A 24,192-nucleotide genomic window follows, 5' to 3' on the forward strand; every position below is an offset into this window, starting at 1 on the left:
CGAGGATAGTCGAGTCGAATCGATATTTGACGAGGAAGATTATATAAATATTGATTTTCGCATCAATATGCGCCCATGTTTTCGCATGCGAAAACTTTAGGGAATGGCATGTTTTAAAGTTCTCGCATGCGAAAACTTTTGCAAAAAAAGGGACAGCATCGTGTCCCTTTGGTTGATGGTTATGGCTTGATGTAGCGGATCGAGAAATGCGAACCCCGAATAGGCGTGGATGCACCTCTGTCTAAGAATTGAATAAGCTCACCGTAGTATAATTTTCCTACCCATCGACAAGTCGTTGGCACGGCATCGAAGTCGTTGGAATCACTTTGAGCCTCCGCTATAATTTTATTGCTTTTGGCGATTGCAGAGTACACAGTCGATGAGTTTGAAGCATTGCGGCGTCGTATCGCAGTCCATTCAATTTCGTAATACCCCTCAACACGAACATCAAAACCAGCAACCGGAGCGTTGTAGTTAATCAAATCAAACGGATCGAGGAAACATCCTATCCAATTCTTGAACTCCCATGTAATGCCATCTATCGTAAGGTTGCCCTCTCTTAGCCCCGCATTACAGCCCAAGGCAACCTCTCCAGCGCGTGATGAAACACCCGCTAGTTTACTATCAACGTAGTCTTTACGTGCGAGAGAGTTACCAGCCGAGCTCTGAGGCGAACCTGCATATACATTGCCGTCCTTAATGTCTACATAATTACTGCGGCGGTTAGTGTAGAAGCGCATCCGACCCTCTGAGTTAGATAGGATCTGAATACCAGAACGGATATTGGTGCCATCATAGTAAGAGGCTAACGCCCAATGCGCACTTGAACTATCTCTACAGTTGATACTGAATCCCGCACGGCCATTCGTCGCCCATGATGAATCCATAAAACTATTATCCATACGAACGGAATCAGTCGAACCACTCCATGAGCCAACTGTTATTTCACCATCAGTACGAAGCAATGAGTTACCGAAAAAGACACCAGAAAAGCCACCAGCATCGTTAATTCGTAACCAAGAACCATCTGTAGCTCTAATCCCTTGTTTACCACCAAAATCCAAGGTTTGGTTTAAATTTATATTTAGACCCGAAGAAGCTACGATGGGATTGTAGAAATAGAAACCACTCGATGCTTCCGTTTGGAGGTGGCACCAAGAAGAATTACGAGAACCAATCCAAGTTTTCTTTGTAGAGTAATCAAGCTCTAAACCCTTTCCATCAACAGAGTTAATTGCCCCTAAGTCTTTATTGTAAGACGTATAGCTAGTGACCATTCGCCCTTTGACAATACCCGCTGGCTGGCTTGCCCCCTTATTGCTAACGTATGGCGTAATGGTGTGACTACACATGTATCGAATAAGAATGTTCGTACTGTAGGCACTACGTGTTTTTACATAGATGGCGTAATTGTCACCGCTAGTATTTACCCAACCAAACTCACTAAATGGTAAGCCGCTAGGATGGTCTGTAATAACCTGACCATTTAGACCTTTAGGGTTTCCGTTACTGGCTCTCAGAATCATTTGATGTCGTGACGACTGATAGTGCAAGTCAGTGTTAAAGCCAGCACCACCAAAGAACTCAATAACCGCAGTAGAGCTTGATTGAGGCATCGTTACGTTAGCAACCTGACACCAAGAATTATCACTTCCTAAAGAGGTACGGACAACTTGAGTACGGTTGTTCGCCTCGGTGATTACCTTTTGCCCTTGAATCTTGATAGGAACATTGGAATTAAGCTCTGAGCGAGTCAGATCTAGCTTGGCCACTCCACCATTATGAGCACCACCCACCGCGATTTGAACGTAAGCATCCGACGAATTAGAACCGTTCGTTAAGTAAACCGCCCGACGATTACCAATCAACCCGTACCCGTCCAGCTTAACTTGCTCGCTCGATGGAACGTTATTACCAGCGCGAGTGCCTTGCACTTCAACACTACGATTCGAAGATACCGACTCTGTAGCGTTTAGGGAGCCGTATAGTGTTGATTCACCACCTTTGCGGATCTTTAATCGACTTGAAACGTCACTTTCTACAACCTCAAAGGTGCCATCGGTTTTCGTTTCAACATGAAAGCGCTTACCTGCATGACCTATGTGCAATTGAGAAACATTGGAACTGCCCTCATCAATGAGTAGGCCACCAGTCAATGTACCGCCTGACAGTTTTAGGTAGCGGCCATCGGCTTGCGCTTGAGTCATCTTTGAGGCTGCAAGGTCATACGCTTTCTTAACGGCACCTGCCGCCGCAAATTTCACATCGCTAGCATCATTAACCGCTGCTGTGAATGCGTAGTTCGGCACGTTTGATAGACCAACTTGAGCTTTCGTAACCTTGTGTGGGTTCGAGTTGTCTGATTTGTGTTGAGCAATGTTGGTTGTAATGGCCGCTACCGCATCTTCTTGATCCATGAGCGCGTCACCAAGCTCTTTGATTGTATCGAGCGCTTCTGCTGGCGCACCACCAATCAAAGTGCTGATACGTTCGTCGGTGTGCTTGTTCGCGTTTGTCTCTGCTTGCTCTGCGCGGTCATAAGCTGCGTTACCGCGATTTAAACCCTCAACGCCTTTGTCGTATGCTTGTTTAACAGCACCAGCGGTCGCAAGTTTACTGTTGGACGTGTCTGATACCGAGCTGGTGGCCGGATAGTTTGGTACGTTACCTAAGCCTACTTGTGCCTTTGTGACTCCGTGCGGGTTCGTTTTATTGCTAGCGTGCTCATCCACTTTTGTCGTGATTTCTTCACGCAATTTTCGAGCTGGACTACCACCAACTTGAGTCAATTTTTTTAATGCCATTCAGAAATATGCCTTTCTCAATTCATTGACTAGCAACTCCGACAAAGCGCCGGAGCACATCGTTAATGGGGAAGTAGGAAAGGTCATGGCTTACTTGAAGCCGATAACAGTCACAATGTCACCAGCTTGTAACTGCTCACCAAACGTAATTGTGTTGCCAGATAGGCTCCATACACCTGCGTTCTGCATTACACCGCACACGCTTAGAACAAGGATTGCTGACACTGTACCTGCTGGCAGAGCCACCGTAGTTGATGCAGATTCGACAGTAATATCTACCGTTCGGATCGCGTCTTTGATTGAGACGCCTAGGCTATCCTTGGTGGCATACTTACCGTCAGATTCCGCTTTGGTGTATGACGCGCCGCTAGCTGCTAGACCGCTACGCGCTTGTGAAATGATTTGAGATTTAGTTGTGTTCTCAAGCTTCGCTGCGTTAACGGCAGTTGCGCCAGCGTCTAGTGCGCCCACGTCTTCTGCGGTTAGCTCGACGTTTGCGCTTAGCGCGTGACCGTTGATGGTGCGAGTCTTTGGCACTGCATTCACAACGCGAGAGTCGTTACCCTGCATCACTGTGTGAGCGGTAGTACCAAAGTCTTTGTTGAATGCTGTTTTTTTCTCAAGCGCTGGTTCCGCGCCAACGTCAGTCGCTTCAAGCACTACGTTACCGCGCTGACCATTAACCGACGAAACGGCGTCAGTCGGTGTTAATAGTTCTTGCCAGTTCGCTAGTGTGCTCGCTGGTTGGCGCATAAGAACGAATGATTTACGCAGATCCGAACGGATTGCCATATCACCCTCTTGCGCTGTAAGAGCAAGCATTTCCGCTTCTGACTTAACAGGGAACGTTTCTTTGATAGCGATAGCTGGCAATTGGCCTTGTGGGATCTTACCAGTGCTATCTAGTGTAGCCACACCCTCTGCAACGCCTTTCTTGTTGTTAGGGATGTAGTCGTGCGTGTGGCTTGCTGGCGCTGCGCCCACATCTGAGTGAGTCAGAGTCACATCGCCCGTTAGTGGTTTGTTATTGATAGTGCGAGAAGTTGGGACAAGATTGGAGCGCGCTTCACTGACAACTTGTGCCTTGGTTTTCCCCTCTAGTTTTGATGAGTCTGTTGCGCGAGCGCCCGCTGGTAATGCACCAACGTCTTGCGCTGAAAGATCAGAAACAAGACGGTTGATGCGAGTTAATTTGTTTTGTGTAGCCATAAAAAATCCAATTTCGTTGTTAGTAAAAAGGGCATTTATGGGGAATAGGGCTAGGGGAATTTGAAAACTGATTAGCCGACCAAGGTGATCTCCGTTCCTGCTGCAATTTCGTCAACAAACTGGATAACATCACCGTCCGGTGAGATGGTGTAAGCAATATCTTTTGATTGCTGCACACCCTGTAGGAACACCAGCTTAATCGCGCGTTCTTCAAAGACTGGTGGAACAGTGAAAGTATTCGACGTACTAGCGAAGTGGCTATGGAATACTTCCATAGGCGCGCCAGCGATACCGCTGTTTATGATGGCTTCAAGGTTATCGATATGCTCTTGAAGCTCGGCAATGATAGAGCTTGAGCTTAGTGATGGGACACCTAGAGTAATCACCACTTCATCACCCGTTTCAAGTGGTTCGGCTACTTCAACCTCATTAGTGTCTTTCAAGAATTGCCAAGCACTGTCTTTGGTCTGCACGATACCTTGGATAGACAATGAATCTACTTCCGGCACTTCGTAAGGCAATGCGATTTTTGTTTCGCCACCAGACGCAATATACGGCCAATGTTCAACCGACTTGTTGTATGCAGCAGCAGCTTTGTCGTGAACCAACTTGATGGCTCTCGCAGTGGCATAAAGCTGATCGTTATCTACGTTTATCTGACTGGTTGCGTCCCAGTTGTTTACCAAGCTAAGGCCAACTTGCGCTTTGGTTACATGGTGCGGGTTTTCACGGTCTGCGTAGTGCGCATTGGCTTCGGCGCGCATCGCATATTGCTTATGTGGATCGGGATGTGAAACGTGACCTTGTAGGTCATAACCGCCTTGTTCACGATCATCAAAGTTAAGGTGTTCACTTTTGAGTTGGGTAACGCCATCTGGCACGGTAGCGCGACACAATATCAAATGATGATCTTCAACCGCTTCCTGCGGAAGCACCTTAATTTCGGACGCTTCAATGTCTGACGCTAAATCGACTTGTTTTGTCTTTACGCCAAACTTATAGAACGCTTCGAGCACCACATAAGAAGTGGCACCAGCCGGAATCTCCACATCAACATCGTGTTGTTGTCGAACGGTTAACACATAGTCGTCGCGCTCAACTAACGCCACGCCAAATTGTTCACCACTGCTCACACGCAGTTTCATTCCACCAGCAGGAGCACATTCAAAACCACGGAAAATACCAGCGCGAACGATGCCGTAAAACTTACGGTTTAGGCTGTTACTGGCCAGTGGTTCTAGGTACTGCGTATCGGTGATAAGCGGTAGCGCTTGCCAGTCCGTTAGCAGTGGCGGGATGATGATCGTTTCTTCGAAGTTTGGGCGACTCATTAGGCACCTACCTGCGCCAATTGAGCGCTATCCGTGCGAGCCGTGTTAATCACGATTTCTATCGATAGACCACGGTCAGAGTAGATCCAAACTGGTTGAGTGACAGCCACTAGAATCAGACCGCCGCTCGCATCTTTCACGCCGACGCAAGAGAACTGGTATTGTTCATCTTCTGCTAGCGTACCCGCTGGCAAGTTTGCCGTGATTACGATATTGCCGTTCACATAGGCGTAGTTCGCCTTAGAACGGTAAAACACGTTTTCAACGGTTGTCTTATCCAGTGGGATAGGCATGCAGCTAGGCTTGCCCTCAATTTCTTGGATAAGGTCAAAACCCCATTCAAGATCGCCAAATTGGAAATAAGGCTCAGTACCATTGGTAGGCAACGACGACAAGGCGCGTTCGTCGTAATAACGATTAAGCAGTTCACACTGCGATAGGACTACTTTTTGTGTAAGCACCTTTACGACCTCGTATAAGTCGTGGCGCTTTAATGGGACGGGGAATAGGAATAGGGTTAATAGTACCGTCTATCAATGGAGATCGCATCTAAGGGGATCGCATCCATTCTAGGTGTACCATACATAGGGCTAGCAGGGCGTTCTTCCTGTGTCGTCGTTCCAGTTTGAACGAAATCCTGTTTATAGATCGGTGTTGATTCTATATCGGTCGTGGTCTGTTTTCCAACCGTAACATGGTCAGAATAGCTAGGTATTTCCACCATATCCATGACTTCAAATTCAATAGAATACAATTGGCCATCTAAAACAATTCGTAATGGGATAAGAGGATGCACCACTCGCTTAATCTTCGCTTCGAATGCTCGAATGGCTTCCTCGGTAATGCCGTCCTCACCTGCAATGTCGTTCAAAGGGATGCGAATAGCACCGCGACTAGTCAGAAAAAAGTCGCTCGGGTTTAGTCCGTTTTGCAGCTCTAACTCTGACTCGGGAACTAAGAACGTGCCGTATGGAAATTGCTCTTGGTCTACTGGCGCGTAGATTCGTTCCCACTTAACACGTAACCCTTTAAATTCACGCGCGAGCGTTGAGATAAGTGGATAAATGGTCTTTTTAAAGTGAATTTCGTCCTTACGCTGCATCACAACGTGTGGCAAGTCCTCATCGGCCACTTCGCCTAGTGGGAAGATTTTTCGCAGCTCTTTAATGTCTTCTAGCAGCGATTCTTTGTCCATTTCGTACAGTGAAGAACGCGCTTTGAGCTTTTCAATGTATGACTCTACGTGAGTTTCAATTGACTCTGCGATCGCGCTTGCTAAATCTACCCAAGCGGTTTCCTTTTGACGCGCCTTGGTTAGCTGGCCAGATAGCCATTTTCTGAAGTCTCCAAATGCCATGTTTTTCGCCTTATTGGTGTAAAAGTTTTCGCATGCGAAAACTATACGGGATGATGTTTCTTAAAGTTCTCGCATGCGAAAACATCCGTGTCTTTCTTGCTCCGTGCGAAAACTTCTATGAGTAATCGAAGTTCAGTTGAATGGTTGACGCATTCACATCTAAATAGTGGTAAGTATCAATCGGGATGCGGTCAAGAATCCCAACGACTTCAACCTCAAACTCTTTAATACCCAAAGTCACGTTGAGCTCTTGGATGGCATCCCAAATTTGGTTTTTGGTAATGCGCTCATTGCGACTTGTCTGTTTGCCAAATTTCTCATCTAACGCATCGGCCAGTACCTTTGTCGCCCATTCTGGATTTGAACTTGGGTAAAGCTTACCTTTGACCGTCACGGTAAATGGCACGTCCTTACGCTCCACCAGCTTATAGCGCTCGTTATAGCCCTCTCGGCCAGCGAATAGAACTTGGATTTCCTGATTCAAAATCTCGTCGGTTTTATCGGCAGAGTAAGCACAAATAAAGATCGTATTGATGTTGCGAACGTCCGGCGTTCCTGTGAGTTTTTCCTGCTCCGCTTCACCCCAAATCGACAACCAAGTAATACCAGAAATATTGCGCTTAACAAAGGTCATGTAATCCGAGTCCCACGCTATCTGCTCGTCATAGATTGGCGAGTAAAGGGCGTTGTTTCGGATTGATTCAATGTCTTCCGGCTCTGCACCGCCGATAATGCTGGTGGAAGTTTTGATTGAGAGCTGGTCTTTATAGGCGCTTTGAACCCCCATATCGATAAGCTCTAAATACTGCGCATCGAGTAGGGTAGTCACACCATTAGTCAGCCATAGCTCAAACTCAATTACATCACCTGTCGCTGGCGCACGACCGTTATTGTTGTTACCAAAACGAACGCCTAGCTGGTCGGTTGGCTTGTAATACTCCATGTAGGCTTTGGATTTGCCGTCTGTATTACGAAACTTAAAGACGTGCGTCCATTCTTCTCCGTTCACGCGCACGATGATGTTATGAATACGCTTAGTCAGCTCTTGAGGGAACGCCACGGCCAACCAGTTTTTTCCTTCATCGACCGTGTAGGTCATCTTGGACACTTCGAACTGTTGCACCTCTACTGCGGCGCTTTCTTGCGGCATAAGATCAATGGCTTCCATTAGCGTATAGCGCAATTGATTGTCAGCCACGCATTGGCTGTATTTCGGCAAGGTAACGCGCTTTGTTCCAGTATTGGTCACTAGCGCACGGCCTTTCGATGGCGCTGCTTTTCGCCCTACATAGCCCTCAGTTTCAGCACCCGCCAAAATGGAGGTGCGTTTAGTGGCTAGCGTTAGGTAGGATTCTTGCAATGCACGGCTACTGATTGCTGCCATGCGTTCAACAATCTTGGCCACAAATAAGCAAAGGTAGTCAACGAACTGCGAACCAATATGACGCGACCACCAGCTTGAACCAGCAATCGCCTCGTTAAAGGTCTTTTTGACTTCTTCTAACTTGCTCAAAACGTAATACCTCTCTCCAACGTTTGACCGTTCACAACGATCGTCAATTTGTAGGCATCGATACCGTTCACGCTTGGCTCTACGGCAATGCCTTGAACCACCGCGTCTTTCACGTCAATTGGGAGGGTTAATAGGATTGAGTTTTCGATAGCTGCTGCTGTGGTTTCGTTTATTGGTTCATGCTTGTATGCCCCTAATCTGTTGCCCCATTTTGGAGCGCCCCAAACTTGGCCTTGAGGTGTATCGAGCCATTCAGAGACGCGCGCAACGATCGCGTGCTTCTCATCGGCTACTTTTACACCGTCAATATCGACTCGTAGTAAGTAATCAATTTCTTGGCTCAACTATCACTCCATATCAGCGCTTTGACGCTGTAACGAACGGTCATCAAAGTTGAGAGGAATAGAGCCGCTAGCCTTAGTGGCTGACGCTGGTTTGTCTTTGCTTGAGCCACCGCTAGGCGCTGCAAAGATAGTGGTTGGTTTGGTTGCATCGCTGCCGCTAACCGCGCGCCCAATGGCATCCAATGAATGCTTGCTAAGTTCCACGGTTTGAGGCTTGCCGCTCTCTTTGAGGTCTTTCATTGCTGCCTGTGCTTGCAGCTCGCTAACTCGCTCATTGCGTTGGATGGATGATTGAGTTGCAACCGTCTTATTCGAGGTGTTTTCGGTATCCACTTTCACCACGGATTGAGTGTCCGTTTTCTGGTTACTTAGCTCGGTATTGATGGATGATTCATGGCTGGCTGTGGTCACGCTGTTGGTTTGCGTGTTGTTTGCTGCCTTGGTTAGAGCGGCTACTGCCTCGGCCTCTTTACGGCGTTTGATCTCCGCATCGACGGCGGCAACCTGCTCGGCTTTCTTCTCTGGCGAGTAGACTTGGCCAAGTTCGGGATGCTCGACCATACCGGACATATCCATGCCAGTTTCCTTGGCCACTTTCACACGTTTGTCCTGGCTAATGCCTTGCTCGCTGACATTTTGCGATGCCTCTTGGGAGGTCACTTGAGTTGAGTTTTTCGCATCAAGTTCGCGCATGGTTTTCTCGTCGCCGGACACTTTAGCTGTGTGGTAGGCTTCGGCGCTCTTAAGGTGTTCCTCTTTCTCTGGCTTGGCCTTTTTGTCATCCTCAATCTCGCCGCCAAACAGCTTGTAAATGCCCTTGGCTAGATCGTTAGAATCAAAGGTCAACGCTTCCTTAGCACCATCAAAACCGAACGCACCAAGCGCCGCACCAAGCAAACCAGCACCACCACTGACTAGACCACCCAAATCGAGCACGTTCGCCAATGCCATTGAGCTTTTCTGGCCAGTTGTCGCCTCTTGGCTATCTTTGAGGTTGAACGTCTCTTTCTGCTTGTCTTTGTCAGTGAATTCGCTAAACGCATCGTAGGCCATTAAGGCCGGAGCAAGGAAAGGGATCGCCTTGCCAGCAACAGAGCCGATTTTAGACATACCTTTAAAGGCAGCACCCGCCATCGATACGCCCTTGCTGGCCACGTTTGAGGCTTTGCTGCCAATGCCTGACATAAGCGATTTGATTCGGCCACGTTTGCCACCCGCTTTACGGCCAGTATGTCCACCAGCGCGCCCACGGCGGCGTTCAAACATATCGCCAGCGAGATCTAATAGACCGCCTTGGCCATCGTTCGCCGCTGCTTTGGTTGCCGAAATCAGATCATCAAGCTTATCTAGCACATCATCGAACTGGCGTTCGCGGTCAGCACTGGACTCGTGCAATACCTCAAGCATGTTTGCTCGGTAGCTCTGATCTTTGGTGCTTGTTAGCTCACTGGCCTTGCTTATCCGGCTAGAATCGACCCCACCACGATTGACAGACACGTTACCCCTAGCACCATCACGGTTAGGTCGATCACTAGGCGTAATTTGCGTTGAATGGCTTGTCTCGAACGAATCTTTTGTCGCTGATAGTTGTTCATGGCTAACTGTCTCTATGGCTGTAACGGCCTGACTGTCTGCCTCGGGCGCTTTCTTGCCTCGGGTAAAGAGTCGGCCTAGTTTCGATTCTTTTAGCTTGTCTTTGGTTGAGGTGGCTTTTTCGGTCACTTCATCCAGTGCGTCTTTAGCGTCTTGCCCTAAGTGGTAAAGCTCTTTAGCGGAGTAGAAGAACGAACCACCAGCCGCAGCGCCAGCCGCATCGGTCGCGTCGTTTTCTTCCTGTAGGAACTCTTTCACGTTATTGATGGCCAGTTGCTTAAGGCTGGTGGCCACCTTGGCAAAAACGTTCTGGCTTTCCTTTTCCGTGTCGGTTTGCTTTTCAATTTGGCGCTCTAATGCGGTTTGTTGTGCGTTCTTGTAAGCCGATTGCTCTTGCTTACTCGCATAGCGACCATCGGAGCGTCGAAGCTTGCCGTTAGCGTCTTCCCAATAGCCCTCAAACTCTGCCAGTGCGTCAGAGACAGCCTTTTCTAACTTCTCTGGTACATCATCAAGGATTGAGGTATCCAAACGTTCAGAATTGAATTCTGGCGCTTCTACATTCACGACAACGGGCGCTTGTTTTACTGGCTCGCGCGCGTCCTCGCTTTTGAGCGTGTCAGCAATCGACTTTACGCCACTTACAGAGCTGCTTTGCTCGATCGCTTTGGCGTCCGGCTTGGCTTGTGTTTCTGCTGGCTGATTCGGCGCAAATGACAACTCAATTTCACCTGTACGCTTGGTCTTGGTTGCACTTGGTTTAGGTGTGTCGCTTGATTGTTGTTTTAATCCTTTTTGTAGATTAATGCTCGGAATAGTAGAGACGTTAAGAGAGGCATTGGAAACGCCCTTAGTTACCGCCTTTTCGATGCCCTTTGTATCCACTGCAAGGACGGCCTTTTGTTGGCTCTTTGGTAGAGTCTTGCCATCGAGTTTGCGACTAATCTCAGATAGCACGGTCAGCTCTTTGTCACTGGCTCGCTTCACTGCATCAACAACCAGTGAAAGATCAACCTCTTGTTGGTTTCTGTCCATTTTTCACCTTGTCTTGGAGCGCTTTATCTAGGCTTATGGCCATCGTTTGAGGTGTTTTGAATACCGCATCGATAGGCTGGCCACCGTAGATCGTTAAGTTCTCAATCAGTACGTTCCAACCAACGTAATCAAAACGTTGTAATGAAGTCGTTATGCCGAAAGGGTAAGAGCAACGTTCGAGTTGCTTCACCTCCTTGCTCGATAACTTTCTGGCACTGCGGAATGGTGGCGACTAGGTAGTAACGCCCCTCGTCGTACTTGGTGAGCAATCCGTGACGCGCGTTGCGTAGGCACTTTTCAACCTTGGCAAAGGCCACACGAAATTCCGTGTTGAGGTACATCGATTTCAATAGGTCGATTTTCCACACTAGGGCATCGTCTTGGTCTTTGGGTTGATCTTCGAACGTTAGGCAGTAGGCCAGCTCAGTGAGCGCCATGTGATTCGCTTGCTGCTTCCATTCAGCGCTGTCCGGTTCGTACTGGTCGCGCTCATTGCGAATGTTCTCAAGTTGCTCCGCTTCGTAACCGGTTAGTGGTTTCACGTTCGCTAGGTATGACTTGCCTTTCACGCTTAAGGTGATCTCTTGTTTTGGCAATCCATTGAGCGCTTTGGCCGATTCCATTAGCTCGCCCATATTGAGATCGAGATAGTGAGTTTCTTTGCAGTGCTCGCACTCATAGCTAAAGGGAATAGTGCCTAGCTCGCTGGTGGACATAAAAATCCACCACAATGCTGCGCGGCGATCTTCACCAGTCCATAGGCCGCTATCACTCATAGGGCGCTTACTGGTGTCTTGCATGTGGTTCAGATAGCGAGTTGTGTTGGCTTCCTCTTGGTACTCGTTGAGGTCGCAGAACAATAGAGCGTCTTCCACGGTTGGGACTCGAAACTCAATCACTTCTGAAATGTTACTTGGTAGTGGAAATGACGGAATGTGCATTACAGTATCTTGTTACCTACAGACATAAATTTTTGGAGAATGAGCGGGAATGACTGGATCTGGTTGCCGTTTTCGCGTGAAAACATCACGTTGCCAATCTTGGTAGGAAAGACTTGATAGCTCTTATAGAGAGACTTTTTGCCGTCCTCATTGAGCGTAAAAATGTTGACCTTAAACACGTACTCTTTAGGGATGTTGAGTGTGCCGTCTTGGTTTCTGACTTTCTTGATTCGGTTTTCAAACCACTTGGAGATAGTCAGGTTTTGGTCATCACGAACCGTTAGCGTGATTTCGCCAACGCTGCTGTATGTAGGCAGCGCAATCGAGCCAGAACCGACTTGGAATGAATCCGCATCGATAGAGCCAGCACCAAAATCAATATCCTTTACGTAAATATCAAAGTCCGTTGGCGCGTCCGGCGAGTCGATTTCTACCGCCCATTGCCAGCCTTGCAGCCACGGCTTATTCATAAAGTTATTGGTCGCGCGTTTGGCGAGCTGCATGTATGGATTCATGGCCACCTCGCTTAGAGCAACGATACTGGTGGAACAATGGCACGGTTCGCGCGCATTGAGTTTTCAATCTCGGCTTTACGTGCGGCTAGATCAGGTTCGGCAGCAATATCGGTCACATCCAACTTGCCAGCGATGGCAATACGGCGTTGACGCTCTGCGTTCGGGATAGTGATCAGCAATTCCAGATAATCGCCAAGTAAGCTAATGCACGGCGTTGGAAGCTGGAACGAATCAAACGGCTCATTGAGTACGTTTTGCATGTACATCAATGTCAGTGGGAATGTTTCTGCGCCCGTTAATTTCAGTTCAAGAACGTTGCCCCAAACCTCGCTACGCACATAACGGCCACGGTCATCTTTGACCACCAGCCTTGCAGCAAAGTCGGACGGTAATTCAAACTGATTGCTATCGGCTAAGTCGCTTTGTTGGATGCGGATTTTAGTGGTAAATCCGGCAATCTCTTGGTACTTGGCCAGCGCTTTACGCAGTAGGCTTAACAGCGCCTTTTCGTCGTCGTGGAGCAAGATAGGGAATCTCGCTTTCACGTCTTCGAGTAGTTCAATCGGTGTCATGGCCGCTCCGGTAGTGGCGGCGCATTTTGAGATAGGGGATAGGCTTGGTGAATATTAACTCAAACAAATAGGGCACGCGATTTAAACTTTGTTATTGTCGATGGACAACAAAGACCGAAACTCATTTTTGGACAAAAGTGAGTTAGGACAACCACTTCACTCACTTGTAAAGCATAAGAATGTTTAACGACCGACTTTGCAAACCTACACACTCATCCCATGTGTAGAAAGTTCAATAAGATACTTGTCTTTCCTCAGCTCATTTGACTACGTGATTCATTGTTTTTATACACATAAAGTTGCACAATGTTCTCAGTGTGTTTTTATTTGAGAATAATCAAATGAGTAACTTTATCTATCAAGGTGGTATTGCAATTTCTGAGGATGACTTTCAAAGTCATCTAGGCTCTTTATGCCAATTAGAAAACATTGGTGTTCTTCTTGGTGCTGGTGCATCCGTAGGATGTGGCGGTATGACAATGGAAGGAGTATGGCTTGATGCAATAAACTGTTCGCCTGATCTACTCGATGAATTACTTACTTTTAATCTCATAACTCAAGAAAACATCAATAATAAAGATGTAAATGTGGAGCAACTTTTAGATCAAGTAACTCAATATTTATCGGTATACAAAAAGACAACACCATTAAACATCGAAACAGATTTTGAGTCCCAACCAGTGGGCAAGCTTCAGAAAATCCTCCTTTGCTTATATCAATCAGTAACTAAAGCTGCACTACTGGTAAAGCAAGAATCTTTTGGTGATGAGAAATTAGGGTCTCAAGACAAGTTCCAATATCACAGAGAACTGCTTGAAAAATTAATTTCAAATCGCCAGCCAGGTCAAGCAGCTCCGATGCTTTTCACCACCAACTATGATCTTTCATTAGAGTGGGCGGCCGAAGAAATAGGTATACAACTTGTCAATGGTTTTTCTGGACTTCATACGAGAACTTTCCAACCCCAAAATTTTGATTTGAGCTTCAGAAACGTTAATGCAAAAGGTGAAGCTAGATTTGGACACTATCATGCTTACTTGCATAAATTACATGGCTCATTGTCATGGATTCAAGAGCATAACAGTGACATTAAAGAAGTCCCCTCTGCTCTGGCTAAAAGTCGCTATATTGATCCATTGATAAATGGAGAGCATGTTTATGACAAGCAATTCTTAATTTATCCAGGTGCGAATAAGTACCACCATACAATCGGCTTTGTATATGGCGAGATGTTTCGTCGGTTTAGTGAGTTCTTATCAAAGCCTCAAACAGCTATCATCATCAACGGATATGGTTTTGGTGACTACCATATCAATCGGATAATTCTAGGTGCACTACTAAACCCATCTTTACATATTGTTATTTTTTATCCTGAACTTGATAAAATCTCGGTAGATGCCGAAGGTTTAAGCGAATCTCAAAAGTGTATTAAAAAGCTCAAATCACTGTCATTGAATCAAATTACAATTGTTGGTGGAGGCTCATCTGCTTACTTCGATTCATTTGTTAAATACATCCCGAAACCAGTTTTATTCCCTCGAGATACTTCAACGCAAGATCTTGTAGCTGCGATCAATGATTTAGTTCAAAGTGGAAATCAGATATGAGCATTGAGACTATTGATTCTATTGGGTATGTGGTTGCTCTTGAGGGAACGAAAATTCGCGTTAACTTACTGGAAGGACATAAAGGTCAATTAGCATCTCACCGACGCGGTATAAGCTCTGTTTCTCAGCCAGGTGATTTAATTGGATTAGATGCAGGTACTAATCTTGTGATTGCCAGAGTTACAGACATGGCATTTGTTGATCCTGATAAAGCCCACTCTTCTAATGTGGGGACGATGAATGTAATTGACACCCCTTTAAGGCAACTCATAGCGTATTCCATCGGCTATGTATGTCAGGATGGTGATAATCGAAAATTTATTTCTGAGAGTTGGAAGCTACCTACGCTAGGCGCGAAAGCTATTCCACTATCGAGCGACTACCTAGAAAGTATCTATGGTGTTAATGAAGATGAAAAGAATTCCACTGTTGAGCTAGGCCGAGATTCTAGAACTAAAACAACCAAGATTAATGCAGGCCTCAATTCTCTACTATCAAGACACCTTGCCGTCCTAGGCAGTACGGGCTATGGAAAATCAAACTTCAATGCGTTATTGTCACAAAGAATTCGTGCGAAGTTTAAAAGCTCTAGACTCGTTATATTCGATATCAATGGCGAATATGCCGATGCTTTTATTGGACACACACGAGTGAAAGAGACGATCTTAGGCAGCCGTCCCGCCGCTAAAGTATTCCCGCCTATAGCCGTACCACCTCCGCCCCCCGAGGTTTTTGATGGTAAGCACCCTGACTATCACCAAATTCCTTATCAGGCATTTGGTTATGCAGGCTTGATCAAGCTACTAAGACCGAGCGATAAAACACAATTACCTGCATTACGAAATGCCTTGAAATCACTTCATATGGTCTGTGCAGGCAACAATGGCACTATATTTACAGGAGAGACCATACGGCCTTCTACAACTACAAATTGGTTCGAATTGGTTGATGATTGTCGGCAAGATGGACAAGAACAATTAAGTCAATGGTTGAGAAAACTAAGAAGCAACTCACTTGGGTATTTTCCAACATGGCCTCCTTTTAATGCTCTAGCTAACCTTGTTGCGGAGTTTGGCTGCCAAGCATTCACGCCCAACGGTACAAGTAAAAGGGATGCTTTTAGTTATGGCAACGTCTTGCCATTAGTTAAGATTATCCAACAACTTGTAGACGACCCTCGCTTTAACAATGTAGTTAATCTATCTGGTGGCCAAGCTATCAATAACCCTGCGATCATGTGGGACGAAGAAATTGAGAAAGAAGTTGACTATATTTTTGGTAAAAAATTGGGGGAACTGCAAGATTGGGACGTTCATATCATTAATTTGAAAAATATTGCAGACGATCATGCCCCAATGATTTTAGGTTCACTTTTAGAAATGTACTCAGATGTGTTGTTTAAAAGAGGCCAAGATCAAAATTATCCAACAATGCTTCTTTTAGAGGAAGCACATCATTACCTTAGAGACCCTTTTTCGGAGGAAGGTACTCAACTTAAAGCATACGAAAGACTTGCAAAAGAAGGGCGTAAATTTAACTGCTCTTTACTGGTGAGTACGCAGAGGCCTTCAGAGCTATCTTCTACAGTTCTTGCCATGTGTTCAAATTGGATTTCTTTGCGTTTAACTAATGAGCGGGACATCAATGCACTAAGACATGCGATAGAAAATGGTAACGAACATACTCTTAGTGAAATTTCTGGCTTACCTAGAGGGGACGCTATCGGTTTCGGTTCAGCTTTCAATATCCCTATTCGCTTTTCTATCGATGAAGCTGAGCCTAAACCAAAATCTTCTGATGCCGCATTTGCATCAATATGGACATAAGTATCTCAATTGGAATATTGGCTGTAGTTGCCAGACTTAATAACAAGTCAAAATTGGACGAAAGTAAACTATGAAGAACTGGTTTCGTCAACCCCGCTGTCAGTTTCAATTTCAGGTAATATACCTAAAGGACAGCAACTACATCTATCATTGCAAATCGCTTTCGTTTTGTCAGAGACCTCGCAGAGTTCTTTATCTGCTTCGGTTAATAACGTATCGATTCGACTCATATTCGAAACCCTCCATAGTCATATGGATTGTATATCAATATTTAGCATTAGAAATAGGTATGAGAGAGCAGGATACCCAAGAATTAGCCAAGGGTGAATTAGAGCAGATTAACCCTAGTTGAGCGTGCTGATTTGCTCTTGAACGAAAGCACCGATATATATACTTAGCTTAGCGACAATCCATATAGTCTTTGTGGTATGTCTCGAGCAAGTTACCACTATCTTTGAATATTGTCGCAATATTGTAGCCTATGCGTATTTCACCCGATAGAGGTTCTATTGTTACCGATCTTAATCTCTTCTGGCTACTGTTATACCCATCTTCTTCTTCTAAGAAAAACAATACACCGTCTTTTCCAAGGGGCATATAGCTCTTTATAGTATTAGTCTCCGTTTTTCCGTATCCAGAGATATTAATTTTACTTCCAACCTTAGATATCATTTCCTTTTTTGAGAATGTGGTATCTGTACATGTTAGGTAAAAATCTTCAGTAAGGAATTCATTGGCATAAGAACATGGTATGGAAACTATTGTCGCAACTAGAAGTAACACTTTATTCTTAATTTTTTTCACTTTATTCATACGACTATCTGTTTTGTTGTGAAGCAGCTACAGGTTTAAGCTTGCGGTAAGGATACAGTTTAATGAATTGCTATTACTTCTTACAATCGACCTGATTTGCTCTCATTAAAAGACCATTTTCAAATTCTGCCGAATAAGCAACCGTCTTATCTAAATGAGTCTGGTTCCATAGCCTAACATGAATCTCTACGTTAGCTACTGGCTTAAATACGCCTGTTACAGAATAGCTATCTTTATCAACCACCTTAAATTTGACTGGTTTGCCTCCCATTTCAGTAACTAACCAATCATCAATTACAAACATTGTTCCATTGTCAGTTTGACACGATAAGGGGGTATTATTATCTTTAGCTTGGGTGTGCATCGCCGTAAATAACGCCAATGCCAACACAATGATTATTCTCATGTTTTTACTTTCAAAACCAACCTACAAGCCTATTGAGTCATCATAATCGCATTAGGTTTAATAAGTCAAACTGTAAAGGATGGTACGGTTGTAGTCGGAGACCATGGCATGCACTGGTGCAGAAACGCTTTAGAGTAGTAGCACTAAGTCGCTTTTGTCCCCAAGCTAGGCGTCGTGAGACGTCTCTGGACAATTATCATTTGCCTTTTTAGATAATCTGGCTGATCACACATGAGATAAATTATTGCACCACCTTTGTAGGACCAAGGTGGCACTCATTAATAATTGCTTATGGGTTTACCAGCTCTGCTTGTTCTAAAACAAGCTCGACAGCTTCCGCCTGTTCATCAGGCGGGTAGCCAGTACGTTTAAGTATCTGCTTAATCTTGAGGCGCATCTTGGCTCGAAGGTTTTTTCGCTTGGCCCAGTCTGGTTGTGCACTCTTACGAATTTCCTCAGCAAGCTTTCTAGCAATAGTCAGAATGTCTTTCTGCTGCATTGCTTCACGAGCAGAATCATTAGCGATTAGCGCATCAAAGAAGGCCAGCTCCTCTTTGGTTAAATTCAGCTCTTCACCGCGATCTGCTGACTCCCGTAACTCCTTAGCCAGCTTAATCAGCTCTTCAATAACTACGCTGGTCTCAACCGAACGGTTACGGTATTTATCAAGGGAGTTACGTAGCATCTCAGAGAACGTCTTGTAAGCGACAGCGTTCTTAACCGTGCGCGTCTTTATCTCATCTTGAATGAGCTTTTTGAGCATCTCTACTGCTAGGTTCTTGTGCTCACTTTTTTCGACTTCTGCAAGGAAATCGTCATCGAGAATGCTAATGTTTGGCTTGTTCAATCCTGCGGACTGAAAGACATCTACAATCTCACCAGAAACGATAGTTTCAGACACAACTTGCCTCAATGCCGTTTGAACATTTTCATCAGACATGCGCTGTTTTGAGGTGGTCGATTTCTTAATGGCTGCGCGTAGTGTTTCAAAGAAGGCGATCTCTTCTTTGATATCTTTGGCCTCATCCATGCTGCTACATAGGCTGAATGCTTTAGATAGAGACAGGGCCGCTTTATCGAACCGTCTCTTACCATCTTCAAGGTTAAGAATGTGGTTCATGGCACCTGCAAGCAAGCCAAGAGTATTAGTTCGATAGTCGCTGTAGTCGAAGCCGTGCATGATCCCACGGCAAATATCTAGCTTGGTCATGGTCACAGCCAAAGCTTCAGCTAGGTCAATTGTCGGAGAGCCGTTACCGCTTGCTGTGTAGTTCGCAATTGCATTGCGAAGCTCAGGCGCGATACCTAAGTAATCGACAATCAAACCACCTTCTTTATCGCGGAATACACGGTTAACACGAGCGATAGCCTGCATCAAATTATGGCCTTTAAGCGGCTTATCGATATACATGGTATTCAAACAAGGCGCATCAAAACCTGTCAGCCACATATCGCAAACAATGACCAGCTTCAGTTCATCTTCAGGGTCTTTAACTCGCTTAGCGATCTTCTTCTGAATTGGTTTTTTATGGATGTGCTTTTGGTACTTGGCTGGGTCATCAGATGTGCCTGTCATGATGACTTTCATGCAGCCTTTCTCTGGGTCGTCGTTTGCCCAATCAGGCTTGAGTTCAGCAATCTTATCGTAGACCTGAACACACGCCTCACGACTAATACAGACCATCATCGCTTTTGAAAGAGACGTCTCTTCGCGAGAGGCAAAATGCTTCAATAAGTCGCGAACCAGGCGATCTACACGGTCTTCAGCACAAACTAGAGCCTCTAATGCCGCATTTCGAGTTTTGGCCTTAGCTTGATCATCTTCATCATATTCAGCAACCAACTCATCAACTTTGGAGTCTACGTCTTCCTCATTTGTACTCTTGCTCATATCAAGCTTGATTAGACGGCTCTCATAATAAAGCGGTTTGGTTGCACCGTCTTTTTGGGCCTGCTCGATGTCATAGACAGAGACATCGTCACCAAAGACGACACGAGTATCCTTGTCTTCCATTTCAATCGGCGTACCAGTGAAGCCAATGAAACCTGCATTGGGTAAAGAGTCCCTAAGGTGCTGAGCGTAGCCATATTTCATTTCACTAGTTTTCTTGTCTACACGAGCTTTTAAACCATACTGTGAGCGGTGTGCTTCATCTGCTGCAACGACGATGTTATAGCGATCTGTGAGTGGCTTACAGCGAGTCTCTCCCTTGGGCGGAGCAAATTTCTGCATGGTTGTGAAGATGATGCCGCCAGATGGGCGATTATTTAATAGCTCTCTCAGTTCATCTCGATCTTTGGCTTGAACAGGAGTATCACCAAGTAGCTCTGCATTTTCAGCAAATGTTTCGAATAGCTGCTCATCAAGGTCATTACGGTCAGTCACGACAACTATTGTTGGGTTGTTCATCGATGGCGATGCCATCAGCTTGGCGCTGTAAAATGTCATCGAGAGTGACTTACCAGAGCCTTGAGTGTGCCAGTAAACACCGCAACGTTGGTCGCCATCATGGCGAGTCGCTCGAATCGTACTTTCAACAGCAGCGCGAACACCATGAAATTGGTGATAACCAGCGATCTTCTTAATGACCTTCTCATTATCGACTTCGAATGAGACATAGTATTGAAGATAATCGAGAAGAAGCTCTTGATTGAAGAATCCACGAACCATCACCTCAAGGGCCAATGTATCGACAGTGTCATCACGAGAGCCGTCAATCGTTCTCCAAGGAGTAAATCGGTCTCTATTGGCCGTTAGTGAGCCAATGTAAGCTTCAGTCCCATCTGAGATGATTAGGGACTCGTTAAAGACAAATAGATCTTTGATGGCTTGCTTGTACGTCTGAACTTGATTGTACGCTCGCCATACATCGGCTTTGGTATCGGCAGGATTTTTGAGTTCAAGAAGTGAAATAGGTAAGCCGTTTAGAAATACGACGATGTCTGGTCTGCGGTTATCGATCTCACCATTGGTGACACCGTTGACTGAAAATTGCCTTACGGCCAACCAGTTATTGTGCTCATTATTGAAATCAACCAGCCTGACCTTATCCCCTACAGGGTGCCCACGTTCGTCTTCATACTCAACTTGAATGCCTTCGATGATTTGACGATGGAATGTGTGGTTAGCACGTTCAACAGACGGAACTGTATTGAGCAAGATACCAATGGCGGTATCGATACATTCTTCTGGCAAGTGTGAGTTGATATTCAGCAGAGCTTGGCGGAGCCGAGGTTTGAGAACGACGTCAGAGAGCGACTCTCGCTCTGGTGTACTACCTTTCGGTTCTAACTCACTGCCGTTTAACGTTTGGTAGCCGAGGCTTCCAAACCAGACCATACAATGGTCTTCTAGCATTTCTTCCGTTATTTTCATTTTATATCCATTCTTATTTATTGTTTTTGTTATGAATATGATTAAGCCAGTCCGAACCCCAATGCAGGGCTCGGACTTCCAGTTATACCGCTTCTGCAAGCTCCTGTGCTACTTCACCTACAGAAATTTGACCAGAGACCAACTTCGGCAATAGCCTGTCACGTAGTCTCGTTAACGTAATGTTCTGTCGAGCATTTATTTCGCTCTTTTCAAGTAGAGGGGCTATTAGCTCATTGTATGCATTGGCTATTTCGCTTCCACTGAATGCAAAAGAGTAAGTGTCAAAGGTGTTAGTCGTAATCGTATCAAAAACAGCACCATGAACATTTTGCTTTAATGTCGAAATCGCTTGTTTGAGGTTGAAGTAATTAAAGTAATCACCTACTTCAGTTCCTCTTACCCCATAGCAAGATTGATTCATACACATATCGGTTGCAACTAAGGCAAGCTTACCAACAGTACCACGAGCGGTGATAATTGTAGTTCCGCGAGGAAGTAGCTTTGTCGAAGATTTTTGCAAGCCAAGTTCAGTAATTTTCTCTTCAGTATCAATAACAAAAACCTCTCCATTTTCTGGAGCATCTTTCATTGAAAACCAAGGTATTTCACCGTTCCAATAACTAGGTTCAGAACGCTTAGGCGTTCCACCTCCAGTCAGTTTCACTACTTTTGAAAGCGGAGTTACTTCCCACCCCTTCGGAATCATCCCCAGCTCAGAATCTTCAAACTCGCTTGGGAACAAAGCTTGGATTTCAGGCGACAAACCATCGAAAGGCAGACCTTCCTTGTTCGCCTTCACTGGATCAAAATCGATAAACCAAGACTTAAAGATGCGCTGGGCGAGCTTTTCTAAGGTCTGGTTCATGGCTTTGTTGTTGTTTATTTTTAATTCAAGATCATAAAGATAGCCAGCAATTTTTTTTTGTATGTTGATTGGTGGAAGATTAACAGCGTAGTCCATAATTTTTGTTGGGGAGGTATGCTTTACGCTTGTCCCTGTAGATGAGGCTAATACTTCATGTCTATATGATGGTGTTCTCATCAGAAAATAAAGGAACAGCTTGTCTATTTGTTTCTCATCTTTGATATCAACTAATCCAATTCGCTGGTTATGCAAATAGGTAAAACCGTCGTCAGGAATTAATGCAGAATAGCCAAGGGTGTCACTATCTTTACTCAAGTCAGTCATGGTGACTACTAGCTGACCAGGAGAGAGCTGATAACCTTCAGGTATATCTCCTGAATGAAACTTCAATTTTGATGATTTAAAGCCTCCACCAATTGCAAAGTTGCCAGGAGTAACCAGTATTTCTGATGTAGGGTAATCAACCATGGAAGAGCCTTTGAAAGCATAGCCATGCTTGATCGTTATTAATTCACTTAGCTTTACTTTTTTCCCGCATTCAGATTTCATAGCCAACCTCCTCAAGAGATTTGGCAATTCTTTTATCAAGAGTAATTGATGTAGCTATCTGCGCTGAAAGTTGCTCTGTTAGTGTTGCCATATCCTCTTGGTATGACGCTTCATCTTCTTCTACTTCAGCGGCTCCCACATATCTACCAGGAGATAGGTTAAAGTGCGCTGATTCTATATCTTTCAATGTGGCTGATTTACAGAAACCAGGGATATCTACATAAGACTTTACAGAAAATTCTGTTTTAGCCCATGCGTGGTAGGTTTGAGCGATCTCATCGACATGTTCTTGATCGAAAACTCTTTGTGCACGAGACTCTAGACGGCCCAGATGACGAGCATCGATGAAGAGAGTTTCACCTTTACGCTTCTTGTTCTTGTTGAAGATAAACAGACATGAAGGAATCTGAGTGTTAATGAATAGCTTCGGCGGTAGAGCAACCATACACTCAACCAGATCATCTTCAATGATGGCCTTACGAATGTCACCTTCAGTATTCGCTGTAGATGTCATGGCACCATTCGCCATGACCACACCTGCACGACCAGTATCATTTAGGTGGTAAAGCATGTGTTGGATCCAAGCATAGTTAGCGTTGCTATCTGTTGGCGTTCCCCACTTCCAACGAACATCATTTGCTACTTTGCTTGCGCCCCATTTCTCTTGGTTGAACGGCGGGTTCGCCAGGATGTAATCTGCACGAACATCTTTATGTAAATCGTTCAGAAGTGTATCGGCATTCTCAGCCCCCAAATCGAAATCGATACCACGGATAAGCAGGTTCATCGCTGCCATCTTCCATGTGGTGTATGTGTATTCTTGGCCGTAAACGCTGATGTCACCGCGCTCACCACCATGGCTTTCCATGAACTTTTCAGACCATGCAACCATGCCGCCAGAACCAATCGCTGGCTCGTATAGAATACCTCGCGTCGGAGCGATGATTTCAACAAGAGTTTTTACGATGGACTCACATGTGAAGAAGGCACCTGCATCTGAACCTTCTGCAAGAGCAAATTTACCCAGGAAGAATTCATACGCCATACCTAGAACATCAGCAGAGCGATGCTCTTTGTTGTTAAAGCTCAGAGTGCCAAGCAGGTCAACTAGCTCACCCAGTTTGCTTGATGGGATTTTGAGTAGACCAAACCCACGGTAAAGCATGCCTTTTAGATCAGGGTTGTTATCTTCGATTGCCTTAGAGGCATCATCCAAAATCTTCGCAAAGTTTGGCTGTTTTGCATTGGCTACAAGATATTCCCAACGAGCCACTTCTGGAACCCAGAAGATGTTTGCTGCTTCATACAGATCAGGATCGTCGATATCCATTTCGAAGAACTCGTGGTCTTCGTCTTTAATCCATTCTTGAGCATCGCTGCGGAACTCGCCAAAAGAGTCACTTACGTACTTAAAGAAAAGAAGTGCCAGTACAGGGTGTTTGTATTCTGATGGTTGCAACGCACCACGCAACGCCACGGCTGATTCCCATAGCGTTTCAAAAAAAGCTTTATCGCCAACATTTCTAACCATTTTTC

The 24,192-nt window shown here is 45.4% G+C and carries 18 protein-coding genes; 2 read left to right on the forward strand and 16 right to left on the reverse strand.

Annotated features, from left to right (window positions below; translation table 11 throughout):
• Positions 1–179: 179 nt before the first annotated feature.
• The 11 genes from R7Q11_RS18705 to R7Q11_RS18755 form a co-directional block, all read right to left on the reverse strand.
• Positions 180–2,804, reverse strand: coding sequence for a hypothetical protein (locus R7Q11_RS18705; RefSeq protein WP_048626750.1), 2,625 nt, complete (start codon positions 2,802–2,804; stop codon positions 180–182).
• 90 nt (positions 2,805–2,894) lie between these two features.
• On the reverse strand, positions 2,895–4,013 hold the full coding sequence (locus R7Q11_RS18710) for a hypothetical protein (RefSeq protein WP_213916131.1): 1,119 nt from the start codon (positions 4,011–4,013) through the stop codon (positions 2,895–2,897).
• 71 nt (positions 4,014–4,084) lie between these two features.
• Entirely contained in the window at positions 4,085–5,344 is a 1,260-nt protein-coding gene (locus R7Q11_RS18715; RefSeq protein ID WP_017634048.1) for a hypothetical protein, read from the reverse strand.
• Positions 5,344–5,805: a hypothetical protein gene (locus tag R7Q11_RS18720; RefSeq protein WP_033905433.1), complete on the reverse strand. Its 462-nt coding sequence runs from the start codon at positions 5,803–5,805 to the stop codon at positions 5,344–5,346. The genes R7Q11_RS18715 and R7Q11_RS18720 overlap by 1 nt, the downstream gene beginning before the upstream one ends.
• 56 nt (positions 5,806–5,861) lie before the next feature.
• Positions 5,862–6,701, reverse strand: a complete 840-nt coding sequence (locus R7Q11_RS18725; protein ID WP_048626752.1) for a hypothetical protein — start codon at positions 6,699–6,701, stop codon at positions 5,862–5,864.
• Positions 6,702–6,816: 115 nt separating this feature from the next.
• Positions 6,817–8,214, reverse strand: a complete 1,398-nt coding sequence (locus tag R7Q11_RS18730) for a hypothetical protein (protein WP_158159324.1) — start codon at positions 8,212–8,214, stop codon at positions 6,817–6,819.
• Positions 8,211–8,558 (reverse strand): hypothetical protein, encoded by a 348-nt coding sequence (locus tag R7Q11_RS18735; RefSeq protein WP_033905435.1) that lies wholly within the window; start codon positions 8,556–8,558, stop codon positions 8,211–8,213. Before R7Q11_RS18735 ends, R7Q11_RS18730 begins: the two co-directional genes overlap by 4 nt.
• Before the next feature lie 3 nt (positions 8,559–8,561).
• The gene (locus R7Q11_RS18740) at positions 8,562–11,186 is read right to left on the reverse strand and encodes a hypothetical protein (RefSeq protein ID WP_213869206.1); all 2,625 of its coding nucleotides are present in this window, start codon (positions 11,184–11,186) and stop codon (positions 8,562–8,564) included.
• 128 nt (positions 11,187–11,314) lie between these two features.
• A complete protein-coding gene (locus tag R7Q11_RS18745) occupies positions 11,315–12,127 on the reverse strand; it encodes a hypothetical protein (RefSeq protein WP_033905439.1) in 813 nt (270 codons plus the stop codon).
• A complete protein-coding gene (locus R7Q11_RS18750) occupies positions 12,127–12,642 on the reverse strand; it encodes a hypothetical protein (protein WP_158159326.1) in 516 nt (171 codons plus the stop codon). The genes R7Q11_RS18745 and R7Q11_RS18750 overlap by 1 nt, the downstream gene beginning before the upstream one ends.
• Positions 12,643–12,653: 11 nt before the next feature.
• Positions 12,654–13,214: a hypothetical protein gene (locus tag R7Q11_RS18755; protein WP_042522733.1), complete on the reverse strand. Its 561-nt coding sequence runs from the start codon at positions 13,212–13,214 to the stop codon at positions 12,654–12,656.
• Between the two features lie 341 nt (positions 13,215–13,555).
• Here R7Q11_RS18755 and R7Q11_RS18760 point away from each other — a divergent pair, with 341 nt between their 5' ends.
• Positions 13,556–14,821 carry an SIR2 family anti-phage-associated protein gene (locus tag R7Q11_RS18760; RefSeq protein WP_140219535.1) on the forward strand — a complete coding sequence of 422 codons (1,266 nt, stop codon included), beginning with the start codon at positions 13,556–13,558 and terminating at the stop codon, positions 14,819–14,821.
• Positions 14,818–16,647, forward strand: a complete 1,830-nt coding sequence (gene herA / locus R7Q11_RS18765; protein ID WP_158159327.1) for an anti-phage-associated helicase HerA — start codon at positions 14,818–14,820, stop codon at positions 16,645–16,647. The genes R7Q11_RS18760 and herA overlap by 4 nt, the downstream gene beginning before the upstream one ends.
• Positions 16,648–17,046: 399 nt before the next feature.
• Here the strand turns inward: herA and R7Q11_RS18770 are convergent, their stop codons facing one another.
• From R7Q11_RS18770 to R7Q11_RS18790, 5 genes are all read right to left on the reverse strand, one after another.
• Positions 17,047–17,460 (reverse strand): hypothetical protein, encoded by a 414-nt coding sequence (locus R7Q11_RS18770; protein WP_158159328.1) that lies wholly within the window; start codon positions 17,458–17,460, stop codon positions 17,047–17,049.
• A 73-nt stretch (positions 17,461–17,533) separates the two neighbouring features.
• Complete coding sequence (locus R7Q11_RS18775) at positions 17,534–17,866, reverse strand: hypothetical protein (protein WP_069516203.1); 333 nt, start codon at positions 17,864–17,866, stop codon at positions 17,534–17,536.
• A 289-nt stretch (positions 17,867–18,155) separates the two neighbouring features.
• A complete protein-coding gene (locus R7Q11_RS18780) occupies positions 18,156–21,242 on the reverse strand; it encodes a type I restriction endonuclease subunit R (protein ID WP_158159329.1) in 3,087 nt (1,028 codons plus the stop codon).
• Between the two features lie 82 nt (positions 21,243–21,324).
• Positions 21,325–22,656, reverse strand: coding sequence for a restriction endonuclease subunit S (locus R7Q11_RS18785; protein WP_158159330.1), 1,332 nt, complete (start codon positions 22,654–22,656; stop codon positions 21,325–21,327).
• Complete coding sequence (locus R7Q11_RS18790; protein WP_158159331.1) at positions 22,646–24,187, reverse strand: type I restriction-modification system subunit M; 1,542 nt, start codon at positions 24,185–24,187, stop codon at positions 22,646–22,648. The genes R7Q11_RS18785 and R7Q11_RS18790 overlap by 11 nt, the downstream gene beginning before the upstream one ends.
• Positions 24,188–24,192: the final 5 nt, after the last annotated feature.

The organism is Vibrio sp. 970, from assembly GCF_033339075.1.

Coding starts and splice junctions, on each gene's coding strand:
- R7Q11_RS18705 (WP_048626750.1), bottom strand. CDS start 2,804: ATGGCATTAAAAAAATTGACTCAAGTTGGTGGTAGTCCAGCTCGAAAA.
- R7Q11_RS18710 (WP_213916131.1), bottom strand. CDS start 4,013: ATGGCTACACAAAACAAATTAACTCGCATCAACCGTCTTGTTTCTGAT.
- R7Q11_RS18715 (WP_017634048.1), bottom strand. CDS start 5,344: ATGAGTCGCCCAAACTTCGAAGAAACGATCATCATCCCGCCACTGCTA.
- R7Q11_RS18725 (WP_048626752.1), bottom strand. CDS start 6,701: ATGGCATTTGGAGACTTCAGAAAATGGCTATCTGGCCAGCTAACCAAG.
- R7Q11_RS18740 (WP_213869206.1), bottom strand. CDS start 11,186: ATGGACAGAAACCAACAAGAGGTTGATCTTTCACTGGTTGTTGATGCA.
- R7Q11_RS18745 (WP_033905439.1), bottom strand. CDS start 12,127: ATGCACATTCCGTCATTTCCACTACCAAGTAACATTTCAGAAGTGATT.
- R7Q11_RS18750 (WP_158159326.1), bottom strand. CDS start 12,642: ATGAATCCATACATGCAGCTCGCCAAACGCGCGACCAATAACTTTATG.
- R7Q11_RS18755 (WP_042522733.1), bottom strand. CDS start 13,214: ATGACACCGATTGAACTACTCGAAGACGTGAAAGCGAGATTCCCTATC.
- R7Q11_RS18760 (WP_140219535.1), top strand. CDS start 13,556: ATGAGTAACTTTATCTATCAAGGTGGTATTGCAATTTCTGAGGATGAC.
- herA (WP_158159327.1), top strand. CDS start 14,818: ATGAGCATTGAGACTATTGATTCTATTGGGTATGTGGTTGCTCTTGAG.
- R7Q11_RS18770 (WP_158159328.1), bottom strand. CDS start 17,460: ATGAATAAAGTGAAAAAAATTAAGAATAAAGTGTTACTTCTAGTTGCG.
- R7Q11_RS18775 (WP_069516203.1), bottom strand. CDS start 17,866: ATGAGAATAATCATTGTGTTGGCATTGGCGTTATTTACGGCGATGCAC.
- R7Q11_RS18780 (WP_158159329.1), bottom strand. CDS start 21,242: ATGAAAATAACGGAAGAAATGCTAGAAGACCATTGTATGGTCTGGTTT.
- R7Q11_RS18785 (WP_158159330.1), bottom strand. CDS start 22,656: ATGAAATCTGAATGCGGGAAAAAAGTAAAGCTAAGTGAATTAATAACG.
- R7Q11_RS18790 (WP_158159331.1), bottom strand. CDS start 24,187: ATGGTTAGAAATGTTGGCGATAAAGCTTTTTTTGAAACGCTATGGGAA.